This is a genomic window from Salinicola corii, from assembly GCF_008298015.1.
Lineage (GTDB): Bacteria > Pseudomonadota > Gammaproteobacteria > Pseudomonadales > Halomonadaceae > Salinicola > Salinicola corii.
Genome location: NZ_VTPX01000002.1, coordinates 518,525 through 540,201 on the forward strand (window position 1 = coordinate 518,525; position 21,677 = coordinate 540,201).

The window sequence follows — 21,677 nt, forward strand, 5'->3', positions numbered from 1 at the left end:
CTTACATCTCCTCCGGGGCGCTGACGCCGAGCAGCGCCAATCCGTTGCCGATGACCTGGCGTGTTGCCAGACCCAACGCCAGCCGTGCATTGCGCAGCTCGGTATCGTCGACCATGACTTTCTGGGCGTTGTAGCAGGTGTGGAAGTCGCTGGCGAGCTCTATCAGATATTGCGCGATCTGATGCGGTTCGCGGGCGCGAGCGGTGCGTTCGACGATATCGGGATAGCGTGCCAGCCGATTCATCAGTGCTTTTTCCTGGGCGGCATCGAGGCGCTCCAGATTGGCCATCGCGATGGTATGGTCGAAGGCGAGGCCGTCGCTCTCGGCCTTGCGCAGCACGCTGCAGACTCGGGCGTGTGCATACTGGATATAGTAGACCGGGTTGTCGTTGGTCTGCGAACGCGCCAGATCGATGTCGAAGGTGAGTTGGGAGTCGGCGCGGCGGGCGGCGAGAAAATAGCGCGTGGCATCGCGGCCGACTTCGTCGATCAAATCGCGCAGCGTAACGTAGCTGCCGGCGCGCTTGGAGAGCTTGACCTCGACGCCGGAGCGGGTCACCAGCACCATCTGGTGTAGCACGTAGTCCGGCCAGCCCTGAGGGATGCCGACTTCCAGCGCCTGCAGGCCGGCACGCACGCGAGTCACCGTCGAGTGGTGATCGGCACCCTGCTCGTCGATCACGGTGGTGAAACCGCGCTGCCACTTGTTGTAGTGGTAAGCGACGTCGGGCACGAAATAGGTGTAGTCGCCATCGCGCTTGCGCATCACCCGGTCCTTGTCGTCACCGAAATCGGTGGTGCGCAGCCACAGGGCGCCGTCCGCTTCATAGGTGTGACCCCCGGCAACCAGCGCATTGACGGTCTCCTCGACCCGGCCCTCGGCGTAGAGCGAGGACTCCAGGAAGTAGACGTCGAACTCGACCCCGAACGCCTTGAGATCCAGATCCTGTTCCCGGCGCAGGTAGGCCACGGCGAAATCGCGGATGGCGTCGCCGTCGTCGGGATCGGCCTTGGCTGTCACCTCGCGGTCGTCCGCGGTGACCGTTTCACCGGCCAGGTAGGACTGGGCGACGTCGGCAATATAGTCGCCGCGATAGCCGTCCTCGGGCCAACCCTCGTCATCGGGACCGAGCCCCTGGGCGCGAGCCTGAACCGAGCGCATCAGGTTATTGATCTGCGCCCCGGCATCGTTGTAGTAGAACTCGCGGGTGACGTCGAAACCGGCTGCTTCCAGCACGCGGCAGAGACAGTCGCCGATGGCGGCGCCACGGCCGTGGCCGACGTGCAGCGGCCCGGTCGGATTGGCGGAGACGAATTCGACCTGTACCTTCTCTCCTGCGCCGATCAGGCTGCGGCCGAAGGTATCGCCGGCATCCAGGATCTGGCTGACGATGTCCGCGATCGCATCGGTCGCGGCAAAGAAATTGATGAAGCCTGGTCCAGCGATCTCGGTCTGGCGGATGGCATCGTTGTCGGGGATGGCTGCCACCAGCTTGTCGGCCAGGTCGCGGGGCTTGAGCCCGGCTGGCTTGGCGAGAACCAGGGCAAGATTGGAGGCATAGTCGCCGTGGGCCTTGTCGCGCGCGGGTTCGACCTTGATCGCGGGGGCGACGCCCGCCGGTAGATCGCCGGCCTGCTGCAACTTGGCGATGGCGGCGTCTAGCAGTTGGGTAATCGTCTCTTTCATTGGCTACTTCGTCGTCGTGGGGCCTGGGATCGAGGCTTTCGGCCCGGTCCGGCGCGGGGTTGCGCAGATCTGGACGTCGTGAGCCTGCTGCCACGACGCTGGAAAAGGGCGGCCATTATCGGCGATTGGGGCGAGGCTTTAAACCCTAAGCGGGCTGCGCCAGAAGAGACAAGGGTTAAGCGCCGCTACGCGGCTAGCAGAGGGAAGAACAAACGCTTGCTCTTCTCTTCCATCTTCTTCCTTCCCTCTTCTCTCTTTCAACTCAACGTCATCGGATCGATATCCAGCGACCAGCGGACACGACGCGAGGCCGCGCTCTCCATCCAGCCGACCAGCCAGGCGCTCGCTTCGTGCAGCGCGCTGCGTTTTTCCGCGGAGAGCATCAATTGCACGTGATAGCGGTTCTGGCGACGCTCCATCGGTGCGGGCACGGGGCCTAGGCAGTGCACCGCCGACTGGCGTTCGCCGAGCCACTGGCGGGCGGCGTCACCGGCAGCCTCCGCAGCCTGGCGGGCGTCCTCCTCACGAGTCGCCTCGAAACGCGCCAGCGCCAGATAACGATAGGGTGGCAGGCCGGCGAGGCGCCGCTCCTCGAGCATCTGGTAGGCCAGCGCATCGTAGCCGCTATCCGCCAGCAGCCGTAGATTGGGGTCGTCGGGATGCAGCGTCTGGACCAGAACGCGTCCGGCCCGGTCGGCGCGACCGGAACGACCGGCCACCTGGACCAGCAACTGGGCGCTCTGCTCGAGCGCGCGAAAATCGCTGGCGTAGAGGCCGGCGTCGGCATTGACCACGACCACCAGCGTCACGTGGGGAAGATGGTGACCCTTGGCCAGCATCTGGGTTCCCACCAGCAGGCTCGGTTCGCCGCGTCGGATCTCGGTCAGCAACTGGTCGAAGGCTTCCTTGCGCCGTGTGCTGTCACGATCGATGCGGTAGACAGGCGTGTCGGGGAACAGCGTGGCGAGGGTCTCCTCGCTGCGCTCGGTGCCGGCGCCGAGCGGCCGCAGATCGGCACTGCCGCAACTCGGGCAGGCGTCCGGCTGCGGCGTCTGGTGCTCGCAGTGATGGCAGACCAGGCGCGGCGGCTGGCGATGGAGTGTCATGCGTGAGTCGCAGTGGCGGCACTCGGCGATCCAGCCGCATTGATGACACGCCAGCGACGGCGAAAACCCCCGCCGATTGATGAAAACCAGTACCTGCCCCTCGGCTTTCAGTGCCTGGCGGATGGCGTCGATCACCGGTGGGATCAGCCCGCCCTGACGCGGTCGCCCGCGCAGGTCGACCAGTTCGAGCTTGGCCGGGGCGTGGCGGCTGGGTCGCTGGGTCAGACGAAGATGTCGATAGCGGCCGCCGCGGGCCTGGGCCAGGCTCTCCAGCGACGGGGTGGCGCTGCCCAGCAGAATCGGTACACCCTCGCGGTGAGCGCGGGCCATGGCCAGGTCGCGGGCATGGTAGCGCAGTCCATCCTGTTGCTTGAACGAACCGTCGTGTTCTTCGTCGACGATGATCACCCCTGGACGTGCCAGAGGGGTGAAAATGGCGGAACGGGTGCCGATGATGATCGGCGCGCGCCCGCTGCGGGCGGCTTCCCACGCATCCAGGCGCTCCAGGTCGGTGAGGCCTGAATGCAGTGCCACGACCGGCGCGCGAAAGCGCTTGCGAAAGCGCGACAGGGTCTGCGGCGTCAGGCCAATTTCGGGTACCAGCACCAGCGCCTGGCGGCCCTGGCCCAGCACGGCCTCGATCAGTTGCAAGTAGACCTCTGTCTTGCCGCTCCCCGTTACGCCATGGAGAAGGCAGGGGTGAAAGCGGTCCAGTCCTTCGTGAAGCGCCGAGAGCGCGGTGGCCTGTTCCCGGTTGAGCGGCAGGGCAGGTTCGGCGAGCAGCGCACCCGACCAGCCCTCGCTGGCGGTCAGCGGTTCACTGACGCGAGTAACAAGCGACTTGTCGAGCAGTCCCTGCAACTGGGCACGACCGTACCCCTGCGCGGTGATGGCGGAAGTGATCATGCCGTGGCGATGCTGGGCCAGGAGCTGAACTAGCTCGCGTTGGCGTGGCGCGCGGCTCAAGACATCGAGGGCGGCGGTCTCGGGGTGATTCAGTTGCCACCGCTCTCGGATGCGTGCCTCGAGCGGTCGTCCCTGGCGCAGCGGTCCGGGCAGGGCGTGATGTAGCGTATCGCCCAGAGAGTGCTGGTAGTAGCGGGCGGTAAATTGGCACAGCCACAGCCAGTCTGCCGGTAACGGCTCGTCGTCGAGTCGCTCCGTGATCGGTTTCAACTGGCTGGCCGGCAGCTCGCTTTGCATCGCGCACTCCATCACGATCCCTACCAGGTAACGCCGACCGAACGGGATCTTGACCCGCAGACCCGGGCGCCAACCGCCGACAGGGGGCTGGCCCGCGGGGCGATAGTCGAACAGTCGCCGCAGCGGCGTGGGAACGGCGATGCGAAGAATCCTAGGGGCGGGTGGAGCCGCGTTCCCGGGGGCGGTACTGGAATCTGCCAATTGGCCTCCATGAAGAATTCTGCTAAAATGCGCCGCCTTCCGACGTAGGGTGCGTCTCTTATCCGTGGTACTGCCATCGCCAGACGATGCGGGTTGCGGGATTCTAGGCGGGCCGGTCGCGCGGGAGTGAACCGCGATTCCCTATCCGTGTACGGTGCCTGGCAAGAGATCAGGTGGCGGTACACCGCAAAGCGAGGCTTCACGATGAAACAGTCTATTCATCCCGAATACAAGACAGTCACGGCGACTTGTTCCTGTGGCGCGACCCATTCGATCGGCACCACGGCCAGCGAGGACTTCCACGTCGACGTCTGCTCACAGTGTCATCCGTTCTACACCGGCAAGCAGAAGCAGGCGACCACCGGTGGCCGCGTCGAGCGTTTCAACAAGCGCTTCGGAGCTGCGGTTCGTCGCGGTTGATATCGCGTCTCGCCGAGAACCGATCGGTTGTCGAAAAGCCTGCCTCCATGGCGGGCTTTTTCGTGCGCGCTTGCCGGTTCTGGATACATGCAAGGGTCGGGGGTTGCAGACCGAGGCTTCGGGTCCGAGACAATGGATAAGGGATGTTTTATGGCTGGGTGTTTAGGTATAAGTGTCGCCAAATGCATCCAAATTATTAAAACAAGTGCTTAAAATTCGCGAAAGAGGAGGAAAGGGTGAAAGTTGTGTGGGGTGCTGTTTTTCTATAATCTGGCGCGACTTTGTGGCACGACGATGCCGAGACACCCCATCCCCTATTTGGAAACATTCCCCATGAGTGACGATAAAAGACAGGCGGCGCTCGATTATCATGCCAAGCCGATTCCGGGCAAGTTGTCGGTCGAACTGACCAAGCCGACCGAAACCGCCAAACATTTGTCGCTAGCCTATAGCCCTGGTGTCGCCGAACCGTGCAGGGAAATCGCGCTGGACCCGGAAAACGCCTATCTCTATACCGGCAAAGGCAATCTGGTAGCTGTCGTCTCCGACGGCAGCGCCATCCTGGGCTTGGGGAATCTCGGCCCACTGGCAAGCAAGCCGGTCATGGAGGGCAAGGGAGTTCTGTTCAAGCGCTTCGCCGGCATCAATTCCGTGGATATCGAAGTCGAAGCCGATTCCACCCAGGCCTTCATCGATACGGTTGCCAGCATCGCCAACACCTGGGGCGGTATCAACCTCGAGGATATCAAGGCGCCGGAGTGCTTTGAGATCGAGGCGGCGCTCAAACAACGCTGCAGCATCCCGGTGTTTCACGACGACCAGCACGGCACCGCAATCGTGACCGCCGCGGGCTTGCTCAACGCCTTGGATATCGCCGGCAAGACACTGGCGCATGCGCGTATCGTTTGCCTCGGGGCAGGGTCGGCCGCCATTGCCTGCATGAAACTGCTGATCGAGTGTGGCGCCCGGGCCGAGAACATCTTCATGCTGGATCGCAATGGCGTCATTCACAGCGGCCGCAGTGATCTCAACCAATACAAGGCACAGTTCGCCACCGAGACGCCGCTGCGCACGCTGGATGATGCGATCGAGGGCGCCGATGTCTTCGTTGGTCTCTCCGGGCCGAATCTGTTCAAGCCCGAGCAACTTGCGAAGATGGCGGCCAACCCGATCGTTTTCGCCTGTTCCAACCCGGATCCCGAAATTCACCCCGATGTCGCCCGCGCAACGCGCAGCGATGTGATCATGGGGACGGGACGCTCCGACTACCCCAATCAGGTCAATAACGTGCTGGGGTTCCCGTTCATCTTCCGTGGCGCGCTGGATGTCCGGGCCACTGCCATCAATGAAAAGATGAAGATCGCCGCCGTCCATGCACTGAAAGACCTGGCGCGCGAGCCGGTCACGAAAGAGGTGCTGGATGCCTACGAACTCGACTCGCTGGAGTTCGGCCGTGGCTATATCATTCCCACGCCGGTGGATTCGCGTCTGCTGGAGAAAATTCCGGCGGCGGTGGCCCAGGCCGCGGTCGAGTCCGGCGTCGCGAAGAAGCCGTACCCCGCCCACTATCCGCTGAAGAGCGTCAAGGCAATCTACGGCCAGTAACCGGTCGGGGCGTGACTGTGACGATGCCGCCCGGGAGGCGGCATCGTCGTTTTCGGCATCCAGAACGTCTCTCCCGGCACGGGCTCTCTGCAGTGCCGTGGTTCATTACCAGCTGTACAGAATCGATACCGAGGTGGTGGTATCGGTGCGTGCTTCGGCGTCGGGCGGCGGGTGGGTGTTGCTCTTGACGTCGTAGGAGACGCGCAGCGCGAGGTGGGAGTTCAACTGCGAGGTGATGGTCGACAGCGAACGCGTGGTCACGCTGATGTGCGTCGCCTCCGCGGAGAGTTCCTGGTCGAACGCGATGTCGTCGCTGAAATTGTAGGTGTAATCCAGCGCCGAGTAGGCCAGGGCCAGATCGTCGCTGCCACCCTCGGCGTAGGCGTCGTGGCGATAGCCAGGACCGACTTCGGCCGAGAGGGTGTGCGTCGGGCCGACGAGGAGCTGGCGCCCGTAACCGGCGATGGTCGTGAACTGCGAGTCGTAGCCGCTGAATCGATCGCGTTCCCAGCGTGCAAAGCCGAACAGGTAGTTGTTGTCCGCCAGCTCATAGCGTTCGCGGGCGCCAACCAGATATCGCTCCGAGGTGGTGTTGTCATTATCCTGGACGCTACGGGTCTCGGCACGGAAGGTGTGCGTAAAGCGCCCGGTCAACCAGGTCAGGCGGCCCTTGGCAAGCAATGTCTGGGTATTGGTGTTGCCGGTCAGCTTGGTATAGCCAAGTTCCGCGCTGCCACTGAAGTTGGGTGCGTTTTCGTCCGGTGCCGGCGGTGCGTAGAAAAGCTCTGCATGTGATGGCGATGCCATCAGGCAGGTGGCCAGCAGCCACCAGCGGCAACTAGGCAGGGGCATGACATCTCTCTCAGCGTCGCTGCGACGTCCTGTTGCGGTGAAGAGCGAGTGTGGAACGAATGAGTCGGGGCTCGAGGCCCCGACCAATGTATCAGAAGATGGCTTCGAAAGTGCCAGTGCCTTGCGAACCGCTCTCATCTTCCAGTTCAGGGCGAATCCCTCGAGGTTGGTACTCGGGCAGGTTGTCCTTGCGGAAGATCTCGCTGATGCCGCCGGACTGATCGTCATGCAGGCGCTTGCCGGTCTTCGGGTCGATGCGTGCCTGGACGATATCGTCAGGCGCCTTCGGAACGACCTCGGGGGTCCCTTTCAGGGCCGGGCCCATGAACGCCTTCCAGATCGGCAGGGCGGCTTGCGCGCCATATTCCGCGGTGGTGGTGTTGTCGTCCTTGCCGACCCATACCGTCGTGACCAGTGAGTTGTTGAAGCCGGAGAACCAGGCGTCGCGCTGATCGTTGGTGGTACCGGTCTTGCCGACGATATCGGCACGGTCGAGCGACAGCGCCCCGCGGCCCGTGCCGCGCTCGATGACATCCCGCAGGATGCTGCGCAGGATGTAGAGCGCGTCGGGATCGACGACGCGGGGCGCAATGCGGCGCGGTTCGCCGTCGACTTCGGTCTGGGTCGCATCGGGCGCGCAGTCGCGGCAGGCCACCAGCGGATTGGCCTGTTCGACCACGGTATTCTGGCTACCCTGGGTGACCTTTTGAATGTACCAGGGCGAAACCTGGAAGCCGCCGTTGGCCAGCACGGCGTAGGCATTGGCGATCTCCAGCGGCGTCAGCGAGGCGCTGCCCAACGCCAGTGACAGCCCGTGTGGCAGGCGATCCCGGGAGAAGCCGAAGCGTTCGAGGAAGTTCAGTGCGTTGTCGAGCCCCAGCGACTGCAGCACGCGGATGGTCACCAGGTTGCGCGAGGTGTACAGCCCGACCCGGAGGCGTGTCGGCCCGCGGAACTGGCGTTCCGCGTTTTCGGGGCGCCAGTCGTCGCCGCTGTACTGGGACATCACCACCGGCGCGTCGTTGATGATGGTGGCTGCGGTCATGCCGCCTTCCTGCAGCGCCGCCAGATAGACGAAGGGCTTGAAGTTGGAGCCGACCTGGCGTTGCGCCTGGATGGCTCGGTTGAACTTGCTGGCGGCAAAGCTGAATCCACCCTGCAGCGCCTCGATGGCGCCGGTTTGGGGGTCGAGCACGACGATCGCGCCCTCCGCGCCGGGGCGCTGTGACAAACGCCAGCTGTCGCCGTTCTTCAAGATGCGGACCAGGTCGCCGCGCTGGGCGATCGCCTCTGCATTGGTGGGCACATCGCCGCGCCATTTGGCGCTGTGGTAGACGCGGGCCCACTTGAGGCCGTCCCAGTCCAGCGTGATGACTTTGCCATCGGCGTTGAGTACGTGCATCTGCTTGCCGTCGGTTTCGGTCACGATGGCCGGCTGAAGGGGGCCATAGGCGGGCGTGCGCTCCAGCACCTTGAGCCAGTTGCTGACATCGCCATCGACACCTTCGATGGTGGCCTCGCTGCTCTGGGCCGCCTGGCGCGCGGTCTGGATGACCTCCGGGGACTCCGATAGCTCTTCTTCCAGGCCCTGCCGCTCGGTGCGGTCCTGCGCTTCGACGAGGCTCGGAGGTACGTCTTTTTCCTCCGGACCACGCCAGCCGTGGCGGGTGTCGTAGTCGATCAGGCCCTGTACCAGCGCATTCCGGGCTTCGGTCTGGAGGTGACTGTCGAGCGTGGTCGTGATGCGGATATTGTCGGTGTAGGCCTTGTCGCCGAACCGCTCGACGGCGTAGGCACGTGCCATTTCCGCCACATAGGGGGCGTCGACCTCCGACTGCGCGACATGGCGGCTGGCCGTGATCGGCGCCTTGACGGCCTGCTCGTAGCTAGCTTGGTCGATCGAACCGAGCTGACGCATGCGGTAGAGGATCCAGTTGCGTCGGATCAGGGCGCGTTCCGGATTGGCCAGCGGATTGAAGCTGGAGGGGGCCTTGGGAAGGCCTGCGATCATGGCGTACTGCGGCAACGTCAGATCGGCCAGCGGCTTGCCATAGTAAGTATTGGCGGCGGCGGCGACGCCATAGGACCGGTGGCCCAGATAGATCTTGTTGACATAGAGCTCGAGAATCTCCGGCTTGTTCAGGATCTGTTCCATCTGCAGCGCCAGCAGGATCTCGCGAATCTTGCGGGTGAACGTCTGATCCAGAGTCAGCAGGTAGTTGCGTGCCACCTGCATGGTGATGGTGCTGCCGCCGGACTGGATGTCTCCCGAAGAGGCCAGTTCCACTGCCGCGCGCAGAAGGCCTTTCGGGTCGACGCCGGGATGGTTGTAAAAGTTGGCATCCTCGGCCGCCAGCAGTGCATCGATCAGCGGTTTAGGAATTTGATCGTAGCTGATCGGCATGCGGCGCTCCTCGCCGTATTCGCCAATCAGCTTGTTGTCCTCGGTGTAAATTCGCAGCGGCGTTTGAAGCTCGTAGTTCTGGAGCTGGCGCACGTCCGGCAGGCCAGGGGCAAAATAGAGCCCTGCGCCGACGACGGCCAGCACGACACCGGCGCATAGCGACAGCAGCAGCCAGAAGGCGGTCGTCAGTAAGCGGGTAAAAAGCTTCATATAAAGAGGTAATCCTTGACTGGTGGCGGTCCGGCCGCGTGCGTGCCCGCTATCCCTAGCTTCGGACATGGTTCAGTACCGGGGCATTATATGGATGCGATAGAGCCGGGGCCAGTTTCGTCCTTGCCGCTTCCTGCAAGCAACGAGAAATAAGTGTAACGAAATGTCTCAAGTTGCCTGTCGGGCCGCCGTTAACTTCGATTAGGATTTTCGAGTTTCGGCGAGGTGAGACAGTGTTGCGCTTGAAAAGATCCTCCCAGGGATTGGTCGGAGTGGACATCACCTCCGCCACCGTCAAGCTGCTGGAGTTGGAGCGTCACGCCGGCGGTCTGAGGATCGACAGTTACGCAGTGCGCCCGCTGAGCGAGGGAGCCGTCGTCGAGAGGCGTATTCGCGACAAGAGCGAGGTCGTGGACACGTTGCGCCGGGCGGTCGAGCATGCGCAACTGCGTTCCCGGCGCGCCGTGGTGGCGGTACCCAATTCGGCCGCCATCACCCGAGTGCTGTCGCTGCCTGCCTCACTCAGCGACGAGGAGATCGAAGCCCGTATCCAGATGGAGTCCGACAAGCATATCCCGTTTCCGCTCAACGAGGTTGCCTTCGACTTCCAGCGGTTGGCGCACCATGGCCGTTACCCGGATCAGCAGGAGATCCTGCTGGTGGCTTGCCGTTTACAGGATATCGAGACGCTTACCTCGACCATGGAGGCGGTGGGGCTGGAGGCGGTGGCCGTTGACGTGGAGGGCTTCGCGCTCGAGCGGGTCTGTCGTACCCTGCGGGATTCCGAAGAAGAGGGCGACAGTACGGCGCTGGTCGATATCGGTGCCAATCTTTGTGCCTTCCATGTGCTCAAAGGCGGAAGGATCGTCTACAGCCGGGACAATCTGTGTGGCGGGCGACAGCTCACCGATGCCATCAGCAAGCGTTACGGCATGAGCTTCGACGAAGCCGGCCGTGCCAAGAAGCGCGGGGGACTGCCCGACGACTATCGTCAGCAAGTGCTGTTGCCGTTCATTGATACCCTTATTCAGCACATCGGGCGTTCGTTGCAACTCTACTACACCTCCGCGGGACAGCAGCAGGTTCGACGTCTCGTCCTTGGCGGCGGGTCGAGCGCGCTACCGGGATTCGCGGAGCGGCTGCGTGCCCAGAGCGGTCTCGAGGCGAAGCTCGCCAACCCCTTTCACCACATGCGGGTCCATTCGCGGCTGGATGTCGGTGCACTGGCCGCGGACGCGCCGGCGATGCTCACGGCCTGTGGTCTCGCCATGCGGGCCATGGCATGACGATCGAGATCAATCTCCTGCCGTGGCGGGAGCAGCGTCGTGTTCAACGGACCCGTCGTTTCAAGCAGGGTTTGCTGCTGACACTGCTCGTCGGCCTGTTGATCGGCTGGGGGATCTCCCTGCACGAGAAGTCGCTGGTACGAGCGGGACAGGCCCGGGTCGCGCTAATCCAGCGCGATACCGACGCCCTCACTCGCGATATTCAGGCGATGCGCGATTTTCGCGAGTTGCGGGAGCGCATGCTGAAGCAGATCGAAGTGATCAACGAACTGCAATCGAGCCGTCCACTCACCATTCGCGTCCTCGATCAACTGACGGCCACGCTGGTCGATGGCGTCTATTACACCGAGCTGGATCGCAGGAACGACCGGCTGGAGCTTAGCGGCGTAGCAGCTTCCAATCGTCAGGTTTCCGACCAGATGCGAGCGCTGGATAACAGTTCGGCATTCGCTATCCCGCTGCTCTCGGACGTGCAGTCCGCAGAGGGGCCCGCGGCGGCCAAGCGCTTCCACATGAGTGTCGACCAGCATCCGGTCGATGACAGTGTGGCGGGGGCCGGATCATGAGGCGTCCGACGATGAGGTTTCGGTGGTTGAACGGTCTTCGTGATCTGGCTGGAGAGCAGTGGCGGCAATTGCGTGAACTCCAGTGGCGCGAGCTGGATATCAAGGAGGCAGGCACCTGGCCTGTCGGCCTGCAGGTAATGATCGCATTGGCGCTTCTGCTGGTTTCGCTGTGGGGCGCGCAATGGTTGTTGGCTTCGTCGCCCCGGGAAATGCACCAGCGATTGATGGTGCGGGAACAGCAAGCACTGCAGCGTTTCGAGACGCTCTCGTATCAGGCCGTCAATCTACCGGCGATGGAGCGCCAGATGAGCGAACTGCAGACCCGCATGCAGCGGGTGCTGGAGATGCTGCCGAGCGATGCAGAGGTCCCGGCGCTACTGGATGCCATCAGTGACGCGGCACGCGAGCAGCAACTCGATATCGATAGCATCAAGTTGCGTCCGGCGGTCGAAAAAGCGTTCTACATCGAGCAACCCTTCGACATCCAGGTGCGCGGGGACTTCCACCAGATCGCCTCGTTCCTGGCTCGTGTCGCTGCCATGCCGCGTATCGTCACGCTGCACGATTTCACTCTGACGCCGATGGGGGATCGTCTCCGGCTGTCGATGCTGGCCAAGACCTACCGCTACCGGGAGGACGCCGATCCCAGCATCGATTCCAAAAAAGAGAGGGGGAAACCGTGAGCGCGAACCACCTCGTTCTGGCCGGGATACTCATCGGTAGCGGCCTGCTCGTGGGGTGTCAGGATGCCAATCTGGAAGCGTTGGAGGCGCATCTGGATGCGTTGCGGTACAAGCCTCAGGGACAGATCGCCGCGCTACCGCAGATGCCGCAGTATGCCACCGCCGACTACGACCAGAGTCAGCGCCGCAGTCCGTTCGTGGCCGAACACGAAGATCATGTCGATCCGGTGGATAGTGCGCCGCTACCCGATGTCGATCGTCTGCGCCAGCCTCTGGAAGCCTTCGAACTCGATAGCCTGACCCTGGTCGGCACCTTGACGGTGGGAAATACCCCCTCGGGCCTGGTCGCTGCGCCGGATGGCAGGGTCCATCGGCTGTTCGCGGGCGACTACCTGGGCAAGGATTACGGAAAGGTCGTTGACGTCGAGCCACGCGCACTGGCGCTGATCGAGACTGTGCGGGACCCCCAGGGGGGCTGGACGGAGCGTCGGCAGCGTCTGGCCATGGCACCACAAGAATCCGACGGTGCCAGCCGGCGGCAACAGTAGCAGGGGAACCCATGAATTTTCGACGGCATTTCGCCGCATTGATCGCGACGCTGATTCTATGGGGGGTGACGGTCTCCGCCTTGGCGGCCCCCACCTTGACCGCGATGACATTCACCGACCAGGGCGCTGGCCGCCTGGACGTGGGTCTCAACTTCGTCGGTGGCGTGCCGGAAGTTCGCGGTTATCGTACGGATTCCCCACCACGGTTGGCGCTGGATCTGTTGCAGACGCAGAGCGGTTTGTCCCAGTCGAACTTTGCCATCGGTAGCGCCGGTGTCAGCGGCGTGAGGGTGCTGGGAGCGGGGGGCCGTACGCGCCTGGTTTTCGAGCTGGAGTCGACGACCGGCTATCGGCTCGAGCGAATGTCGGACCGGGTCGTCGTGCACCTGGGCGGTGATCCCGACGCTTTGCCGCTGGCATCTTCGCCCGCCGGGCTCGTCGACGCGCCGACAACGCTGCCAACCGGGCCCCGGGTCAGCGCGATCGATTTTCGTCGTGGCGCGGATGGCGCCGGACAGCTGCAACTGGAACTCGATCGTGCCGGCGTCGCGGCCGAGGTAACGGGGCAGGGGCGACAGGTTTCCGTCAGGTTGCCGGGTGTCGCCCTGCCCGACGAGCAGTATCAGACGCTCGATGTCGGAGACTTCGGCACGAGTGTCCAGCGCATCGTGCCGCGTCGCAGTGTTGGCGGCGTGACTTTCGATATCGTCGCTTCCGATGCCGTGGAGCCGCTGGTGACCCAGAACGGTCGTCGCTTGACGATAGAACTGGCTGCAGCGGGAACGATCGAGCGTCCCGAGGTGGAGAGTCTGCCCAGCTACACCGGGCACCGCATCACGCTCGATTTTCAGGACATTCCGGTTCGCGACGTGCTGTCGATCATTGCCGAAGAGTCCGGGCTCAACGTCGTAGCCAGCGACGGTGTGCAGGGAAACGTGACCCTCAATCTTACGGATGTGCCGTGGGATCAGGCGCTCGATCTGGTCTTGCGCAATCACGGCCTGTCGGCGCGTCGCGAAGGCAACGTGATGATGGTGGCGCCCACCGGCGAACTGGCGAGCCTGCAACGTCAGACGCTGGAAACCCGCGAGCAGTCCGAGCAGTTGGCACCGCTGAATACGGAGTTCCTGCAGATTCGCTACGCCAAGGCCGATTCCCTTGCCGCGCTGCTGCGAGGCGGCGAGGGAATTGGAATGATGTCGGAGCGTGGTCGGGTCACCGTCGATCCGCGCACCAATACGCTGATCCTGCAGGACACTCGCGATCAACTGGACGCGATCCGGCGGACCATCGACCACCTCGATGTCCCGGTACGTCAGGTGCAGATCGAGGCTCGTATCGTGATCGCGAGGGATAGCGCTACGCACGAGCTGGGCGTCAACTGGGGGCTTTCCTCCCCGCGGGGGCGTCATTTCGATCTGAGCGGGGCGGCCGACGGCAATCCTTCGACGGTGCCGACGACCTCGGATGACCCCGCTCCCTATGGTGGCGGATTGGCGGTCGATCTGGGCAACGCGACTAACCCGGCCAGCGCTTTCAGCTTCGGTTATCTCTCCGGGGACGTGTTGATCGATCTCGAATTGCGTGCGCTGGAGAGTGAGGGCAAGAGCCAGACCATCTCCCAACCCAAGGTGATTACCGCCAACCAGCGCACCGCGGTCATCAAGCAGGGGCAGGAGGTGCCCTATCAGGAAGCTTCCTCCAGCGGCGCGACGACCACCGAGTTCAAAGAGGCGGTGCTGTCGCTCGAGGTGACGCCGCAGATCACACCCGACGATCGCATCATCATGGATCTGCGCATCAATAACGACGATATTTCCAATACACGATTCGATGGCGCGCCGGCGATCGATACCAACGAGATTCAGACCCAGGTGCTGGTCGACAACGGCGAAACCGTGGTGCTGGGTGGAATCCTGACGTCCGAGCAGTTACGTACGCTGTTCAAGACCCCGTTCCTGGGAGACATCCCGGTGCTGGGCAATCTCTTCCGCTATACCCAGGAAAGCAACGAGAAGGTAGAATTGCTGGTATTCATTACGCCCAAGATCATCGAGGACGGACTGGCCATTCGCTGATGCGGTCGCTTCCCAATCTTTTTCTCATCGGTCCCATGGGGGCCGGCAAGAGCACAATCGGCCGCCTTCTGGCGGCCGAATTGCAGCGCGAATTCCTGGATAGCGACCACCAGATAGAGGGTCGATGCGGGGCGAACATCCCGTGGATTTTCGATGTCGAAGGCGAGCAGGGGTTTCGTGATCGCGAGACGGCCATGCTCGACGAGCTCACCCAGCGCAGTGAAGTCGTGATGGCGACGGGCGGCGGCGCGGTCATGCGCGAGGTCAATCGGCAACTGCTGCGAGAGCGGGGTACGGTGATCTACCTGGCTACCACCGTCGAGCAGCAGATTCGACGCACCTCGCGGGATCGCAATCGACCGCTGCTCCAGAATGCCAACCCGGAACAGGTGCTGAGGGAGCTGTTCGCGATTCGCGATCCGCTCTATCGCGCTACGGCGGATGTCGTCGTGCGCACGGATCGTCGCGGTCCCAGAAGCGTGGTCGGTGATATCCTGCGCCGTGTCTCCCGTCTCGCCGAGCCGCTCGGTGCCTCGTCGCCACTCTCTCATCAGAGGTAAGTCCCATGTCGTCAGTTTCTTTGCTTTCGGTGGAGTCGTTGAGCGTGTCGCTGGGCGAGCGCAGTTACCCGATCCACGTCGGCGCGGGCGTTCTGGCGAGCCGGGAACATTTGCTGCCGTATCTGGCGGGCCGCCAGGTGATGATCGTGACCAACGAGGCGATCGCTCCGCATTACCTCGCGGCGCTCAAGCAGACGCTGGCCGGTGCCGACCTCGAGATCCGGGAAGTCATCCTGCCCGATGGAGAGGCGACCAAGACGCTGGCGTCGGTGGAGCGTATCTGGGATGCCCTGCTGGCTGCCGGCTTCAATCGTCACTGCACGCTGATCGCGCTGGGTGGAGGCGTCATCGGCGACATGGCGGGGTATGCGGCCGCCAGCTATCAGCGCGGCGTCGCGTTCATCCAGATTCCCACCACGCTGTTGGCCCAGGTCGACTCCTCCGTGGGCGGCAAGACGGGCGTCAATCACCCGCGTGGCAAGAACATGATCGGTGCGTTCTGGCAGCCCCGGGCGGTGATCGTCGATATCGACACCTTGCGAACGCTGCCGGCCCGGGAACTTTCCGCGGGACTGGCGGAGGTGATCAAGTACGGCTTGATCTGGGATATCTCCTTCCTCGAGTGGCTGGAGGAGAACCTGGCGGCACTCCGAGCGCTGGACGAGTCCGCCATTCGTCACGCCATTCGCCGCAGCTGCGAGATCAAGGCGGAAGTCGTCGCCGAGGACGAGACCGAGCAGGGCGTACGAGCGCTGCTCAACCTGGGGCACACCTTTGGTCACGCCATCGAGGCGCATCAGGGCTATGGCAACTGGCTGCACGGCGAAGCGGTGGGCGCCGGCATGATGATGGCGACCCGGCTATCCTTTGATCGCGGCTGGCTGAGCGAGGCCGATGTCGAGCGCGTCGCGGCGATTCTGATCGCGGCGGATCTCCCGGTCACGGCGCCGGCCAACATGCAGGCCGAGGACTTTCTCTCTCGCATGCGCCTCGACAAGAAGAATCTCGACAGTCGGCTGCGCCTGATCCTGCTCGAGGCGCTGGGGCGCGCCTGTATACGGGACGATACCGAGGCCGAGCAGCTCCACCGACTGCTGGAACGCTTCCCCCGAGGCTGACGTGCCATGGCGCCGGCAGGCGCCTCTCCTTCCCGGCTTCACCCGACCTTCAATTTCCGGCCACTATCCCGGCGGCGCGCCTCTGCTCACCCGTTCGCATGGATCGCCTTGAGGGCAGCCCGTCTCGATAGACCTCCCGTCACGGCGTACGGCGAGGGGGGGGCGTCCGCAGGTCTCGCCTGGCGGCAATCGGCGTGTCGATGGCTGTTCTTTCCGGGCGTTGTCGATATAATTGGTATGCTCCATGCCGTATCGGTATGGGTTTCGCGCCTGAATCTCACGACGACCCGGGCCACGTCACACAAGGGGTTAGACTTTGGTCTATGTTGAAGCCTAAGCCTTTGTGCTAGCAGTGTATTTTTGTTGAATGTTTCGCTAAGTCTTCGATTTTAAATGCATTTGCAGCGAAAGAGCCGGCTCCGGAATTGCGCTGGGGAAGCTGACTGGCTATTCTGTCCGGCCTTTTTGCGACCCGCTGGCGCCCCACATTGTCGGCGCATCGAGACGAAAATCGGGGCTATCGCACCACTGGCAATCCAGTCAGAAAAATAAGAAAACCTTTTATTATCTCTTTTTACCGTACCGAATACAATACCTTGTATTCAGAACAGCTTTGTGAGGCACGCCCATGATGAGAGGTCTTCACCAGCCCGGCGAATTCCGCGACAACTGCGGTTTCGGCCTGATTGCTCATATGGAGGGGCAGGCCAGTCACGATCTGCTCAAGACGGCGATCGAATCCTTGACCTGCATGACCCACCGTGGCGGCATCGCGGCGGATGGCAAGACCGGCGATGGTTGCGGCCTGCTGCTGAAGATGCCGATGGGCTTCATGCGCGCGCTGGCCGAGGATCAACTGGGCGTCACCCTGGGCGAACGCTTCGCCGTCGGCATGGTGTTCTTCCCCGATGACGATGCCCGCGAGCGAAGTGCGCGCGAGACGCTGGAAGGCGAGCTCGCCGAGCGTGGCCTGAGCGTCAAGGGGTGGCGTGACGTGCCCACGGACCCGAGCGTCTGCGGGCCGATGGCGCTCGAGTGCCTGCCGCGCATTCGCCAGGTTTTCGTCGAAGGGGACGCCTCCCAGACCGATGCCGCGTTCAACGTCGAACTGTTCATGGCGCGTCGTCTGGCCGAGCAGAAGCTACGCCAGGAAGCAGAGTTCTACGTCTGCTCGCTATCGTCCAAGGTGGTCTCCTACAAGGGCCTGATGATGCCCGCGGACCTTCCTACCTTTTACCAGGACCTGGGCGACGAGCGTCTCGAGACAGCGGTTTGTGTCTTTCACCAGCGTTTTTCCACCAATACGGCGCCACGCTGGCCGCTGGCGCAGCCGTTTCGCTTCATGGCGCACAACGGCGAGATCAACACCATCGAGGCCAACCGCGGCTGGGCCAACGCGCGCAAGGCCAACTTCGTCAGCGAACTGTTGCCGGATATCGAAGGCCTCGACGAGATCGTCAACACCACCGGCTCCGACTCGTCGAGCATGGACAACATGCTGGAAGTGCTGCTCACCGGCGGCATGGACCTGTACAACGCCGTTCGCATGATGGTGCCGCCGGCGTGGCAGAACGTCGAGACCATGGATGGCGATCTGCGCGCTTTCTACGAGTACAACTCCATGCACATGGAGGCATGGGACGGCCCGGCCGGCATCGTGATGACCGACGGTCGCCACGCCGTCTGCATGCTCGACCGCAACGGCCTGCGTCCGGCGCGCTGGGTGATTACCGACAATGGCTATATCACGCTCTCCTCCGAGATTGGCGTCTGGGGCTACCAGCCGGAGTCCGTGGTCGCCAAGGGCCGCGTGGGTCCGGGCCAGATCCTCGCTGTCGATACCCAGACCGGCGAAGTGCTGCACACCGACGATATCGATCAGCGGCTCAAGTCCGCCTATCCATACCGGCGCTGGCTCAAGGAGCACGCGCACTATCTTGAGTCGGCACTGACCGAGCTGGCGCGTTTCCAGCCATTCGAGACCGACGAACTCAACGTCTACCAGAAGATGTTTTCGGTAACGTTCGAGGAGCGCGATCAGTTGCTGCGCCCGCTGGCCGAGAGCGGCCAGGAAGCGGTGGGCTCGATGGGCGACGATACGCCGATGGCGGTGCTGTCGCGCCAGAATCGTCTGCTCACCGATTTCTTCCGCCAGAAATTCGCTCAGGTCACCAATCCGCCGATCGATCCGCTGCGGGAAGCGATCGTGATGTCGCTGGAAACCTGCTGCGGGGCCGAGCTGAACGTCTTCGAGGCCACACCCGAGCACGCACATCGTCTGATCCTGACCACCCCGGTGCTGTCGCCGCGCAAGTTCACCGCCCTGGTGACCCAGGAAGACCCGGCGTTCGCCTCGGTCCGGCTGCCGTTGCACTACGACCCGGAGACCACCTCGCTTCGCCAGGCGCTGGTGGCGCTATGTCAGCAAGCCGAGCAGGCTACCAAGGACGGCAAGGTCATCCTGGTACTGTCTGATGCCGAGCTCGAGAAGGGCAAGCAGCCGATCCAGGCGCTGCTGGCCACCGGGGCGGTTCACCATCATCTCGCCAGGCTGGCGCTGCGCCCCCGTGTCAACATCGTGGTCGAGACCGGCTACGCCCGTGACGCCCACCAGATGGCGGTGTTCTTCGGCGTCGGCGCCACCGCGGTCTATCCGTACCTCGCCTATCAGGTGATGGCCGACATGCACCGCACCGGGGAGCTGGTCGGCAACCCGGCGGACGCCCGCGAGAACTACCGCAAGGGCATGCAGAAGGGGCTTTACAAGATCCTGTCGAAGATGGGGATCTCGCAGATCTCCTCCTACCGTGGCTCGCAGCTGTTCGAGGCTGTCGGCCTGGGGTCCGAGGTCATGCAGATGTGCTTCGACGGGATGATGTCGCGCATCGAAGGGACGGGCTTCAGCGAGCTGCAGATGCAGCAGGAACTGGCCGCGCGCGACGCCTGGATCCCACGCAAGGGCATTCGTCAGGGTGGGCTGGTGAAGTTCGTCCATGGCCACGAGTATCACGCTTACAACCCTGATGTGGTGATGACGCTGCAGCAGGCGGTCCAGCAGGGCGATTATGCCAAGTGGAAGGCGTTCGCGCGGCTGGTCAACGAGCGTCCGGTCGCCACGATCCGAGATCTGCTGAAGTTGAAGCCGGCCCCCGAACCGCTACCGCTGGATGAGATCGAGCCGGTCGAGGACCTGCTGCTGCGCTTCGACAGTGCCGGCATGTCGCTGGGGGCGCTGTCGCCGGAGGCGCACGAGGCGCTGGCCCAGGCGATGAACGAGACCGGTGGCCGCTCCAATTCCGGCGAGGGTGGCGAGGATCCGGCCCGTTACGGCACCATCCGCTCCTCCAAGATCAAGCAGATCGCTTCCGGGCGCTTCGGGGTGACCCCGGCCTACCTGGTCAATGCCGAAGTGCTGCAGATCAAGGTGGCCCAGGGCGCCAAGCCCGGCGAGGGGGGGCAACTGCCGGGCGGCAAGGTCAACGAGATGATCGCGCGATTGCGCTATGCCGTACCCGGGGTGACGCTGATTTCGCCGCCGCCGCACCACGATATTTATTCGATCGAGGATCTGGCCCAGCTGATCTTCGATCTCAAGCAGGTCAATCCAAGTGCCCAGGTCTCGGTCAAGCTGGTCTCCGAGCCCGGCATCGGGACCATTGCCACCGGCGTGGCCAAGGCCTACGCGGACCTGATTACGGTCTCAGGCTACGACGGCGGCACCGCGGCAAGCCCGATCACCTCGATTCGGCACGCCGGTAGCCCGTGGGAGCTCGGCCTGCCGGAAGTGCACCAGGCGCTGCGCATCAACGGCCTGCGTGACAAGATCCGGCTGCAGACGGACGGTGGTCTCAAGACCGGGCTCGACGTGGTCAAGGCGGCGATCCTGGGTGCCGAGAGCTTCGGCTTCGGTACCGCGCCGATGGTCGCGCTGGGCTGCAAGTACCTGAAGATCTGCCACCTCAACAACTGTGCCACCGGCGTTGCGACCCAGCATCAGGAACTGCGCGACGAGCACTTCCGTGGCACGGTCGACATGGTCAAGCACTACTTCCGCTTTATCGCCGAGGAGGTGCGTGAGTTGATGGCGCTGCTGGGCGTGCGCCAGTTGACCGACCTGATCGGGCGCACCGATCTACTCGAGATGCTCGAGGGCGAGACGGCGGCGCAGCGCAAGCTCGATCTGAATCCGCTGCTGGCCAACGACTTCGTGCCCAAGGACGCGCCGCAATTCTGCCAGGTCAGCCGTAACGTACCGCATGATCCGGGTGCCAAGAACCAGGAGGTGTTCGATGCGCTGTTGCCGGCGATCGAGTCGAAGGCCGGCGGCGAATTCTCGTTCACGATCACCAACTGCGACCGCTCGGTGGCGGCGCGGGTCTCCGGCGAGATCGCCAAACGCTACGGCGAAGCCGGGCTCGAGGATGCCCCGATCACGGCGCGCTTCACCGGTGTCGCCGGGCAGAGCTTCGGCGTATGGAACGCGCGCGGGCTGAATCTGTACCTGGAAGGCGATGCCAACGACTACGTCGGCAAGGGCATGAATGGCGGAAAGGTGGTGATCGTACCGCCCAAGGCCAGCCGCTTCCAGAGCCACGAGACGGCGATCATCGGCAACACCTGTCTTTACGGCGCCACCGACGGCAAGTTGTTTGCCGCGGGGATGGCCGGCGAGCGCTTTGGTGTGCGCAATTCCGGCACTCATGCGGTGATCGAAGGCGCCGGCGATCACTGCTGTGAGTACATGACTGGCGGTCTCGTCTGCGTGCTCGGCAAGACCGGCATCAATTTCGGTGCGGGCATGACGGGGGGGTTTGCCTACGTGCTCGACGAGGATCGTGGCTTCGTTGACCGCTATAACCACGAGCTAGTGGAGATCCATCGAATCAACACCGAGTCGATGGAAGCCTATCGTCGCCACCTGCGCGAGGTGATCACCGAGTACGTGGAAGAGACGGACTCGCCACGGGGGCATGCGATTCTCGAGGATTTCTCCGACTTCATCCGCCACTTCTGGCTGGTGAAGCCCAAGGCCGCAAGTCTCAACGGTTTGCTGGCCCAATCCAGGCGGCAGCCTGAATAAGAGACGGCGGACAGCTCGAGTGAGCCGGGGCTTCGACTCCGGTGATAGGGGCTTCAGCCGGGATCCGAGA

The 21,677-nt window shown here is 63.3% G+C and carries 14 protein-coding genes; 10 read left to right on the top strand and 4 right to left on the bottom strand.

Features of this window, described 5'->3' with window-relative positions:
• Position 1 precedes the first annotated feature (1 nt).
• Positions 2–1,687, bottom strand: coding sequence for an arginine--tRNA ligase (argS, locus tag F0A16_RS06340; protein ID WP_149434519.1), 1,686 nt, complete (start codon positions 1,685–1,687; stop codon positions 2–4).
• A gap of 257 nt (positions 1,688–1,944) precedes the next feature.
• A complete protein-coding gene (locus tag F0A16_RS06345; protein WP_187775919.1) occupies positions 1,945–4,197 on the bottom strand; it encodes a primosomal protein N' in 2,253 nt (750 codons plus the stop codon).
• A 204-nt stretch (positions 4,198–4,401) separates the two neighbouring features.
• Between F0A16_RS06345 and rpmE the strand changes: the two genes are divergently transcribed.
• Entirely contained in the window at positions 4,402–4,617 is a 216-nt protein-coding gene (rpmE, locus tag F0A16_RS06350; protein ID WP_110603446.1) for a 50S ribosomal protein L31, read from the top strand.
• 333 nt (positions 4,618–4,950) lie between these two features.
• Positions 4,951–6,222, top strand: coding sequence for a malic enzyme-like NAD(P)-binding protein (locus F0A16_RS06355; protein ID WP_149434521.1), 1,272 nt, complete (start codon positions 4,951–4,953; stop codon positions 6,220–6,222).
• Between the two features lie 105 nt (positions 6,223–6,327).
• Here the strand turns inward: F0A16_RS06355 and F0A16_RS06360 are convergent, their stop codons facing one another.
• Both F0A16_RS06360 and F0A16_RS06365 read right to left on the bottom strand, forming a co-directional pair.
• Positions 6,328–7,074 (bottom strand): DUF481 domain-containing protein, encoded by a 747-nt coding sequence (locus tag F0A16_RS06360; RefSeq protein WP_149434522.1) that lies wholly within the window; start codon positions 7,072–7,074, stop codon positions 6,328–6,330.
• Positions 7,075–7,165: 91 nt separating this feature from the next.
• Positions 7,166–9,688, bottom strand: a complete 2,523-nt coding sequence (locus F0A16_RS06365; protein ID WP_149434523.1) for a penicillin-binding protein 1A — start codon at positions 9,686–9,688, stop codon at positions 7,166–7,168.
• A 236-nt stretch (positions 9,689–9,924) separates the two neighbouring features.
• Here F0A16_RS06365 and pilM point away from each other — a divergent pair, with 236 nt between their 5' ends.
• The 8 genes from pilM (at position 9,925) to gltB (ending at position 21,607) form a co-directional block, all read left to right on the top strand.
• The gene (gene pilM / locus F0A16_RS06370; RefSeq protein WP_149434594.1) at positions 9,925–10,974 is read left to right on the top strand and encodes a type IV pilus assembly protein PilM; all 1,050 of its coding nucleotides are present in this window, start codon (positions 9,925–9,927) and stop codon (positions 10,972–10,974) included.
• On the top strand, positions 10,971–11,540 hold the full coding sequence (locus tag F0A16_RS06375; protein WP_149434524.1) for a PilN domain-containing protein: 570 nt from the start codon (positions 10,971–10,973) through the stop codon (positions 11,538–11,540). Before pilM ends, F0A16_RS06375 begins: the two co-directional genes overlap by 4 nt.
• 26 nt (positions 11,541–11,566) lie before the next feature.
• The gene (locus F0A16_RS06380) at positions 11,567–12,223 is read left to right on the top strand and encodes a type IV pilus inner membrane component PilO (protein WP_239023731.1); all 657 of its coding nucleotides are present in this window, start codon (positions 11,567–11,569) and stop codon (positions 12,221–12,223) included.
• Positions 12,220–12,771: a pilus assembly protein PilP gene (locus F0A16_RS06385; protein ID WP_149434526.1), complete on the top strand. Its 552-nt coding sequence runs from the start codon at positions 12,220–12,222 to the stop codon at positions 12,769–12,771. Before F0A16_RS06380 ends, F0A16_RS06385 begins: the two co-directional genes overlap by 4 nt.
• Positions 12,772–12,782: 11 nt before the next feature.
• Complete coding sequence (locus F0A16_RS06390; protein ID WP_149434527.1) at positions 12,783–14,849, top strand: type IV pilus secretin PilQ; 2,067 nt, start codon at positions 12,783–12,785, stop codon at positions 14,847–14,849.
• Entirely contained in the window at positions 14,849–15,409 is a 561-nt protein-coding gene (gene aroK / locus F0A16_RS06395; protein WP_149434528.1) for a shikimate kinase AroK, read from the top strand. The genes F0A16_RS06390 and aroK overlap by 1 nt, the downstream gene beginning before the upstream one ends.
• Before the next feature lie 5 nt (positions 15,410–15,414).
• On the top strand, positions 15,415–16,527 hold the full coding sequence (gene aroB / locus F0A16_RS06400; RefSeq protein ID WP_149434529.1) for a 3-dehydroquinate synthase: 1,113 nt from the start codon (positions 15,415–15,417) through the stop codon (positions 16,525–16,527).
• A 628-nt stretch (positions 16,528–17,155) separates the two neighbouring features.
• On the top strand, positions 17,156–21,607 hold the full coding sequence (gltB, locus tag F0A16_RS06405) for a glutamate synthase large subunit (RefSeq protein ID WP_149434530.1): 4,452 nt from the start codon (positions 17,156–17,158) through the stop codon (positions 21,605–21,607).
• Positions 21,608–21,677: the final 70 nt, after the last annotated feature.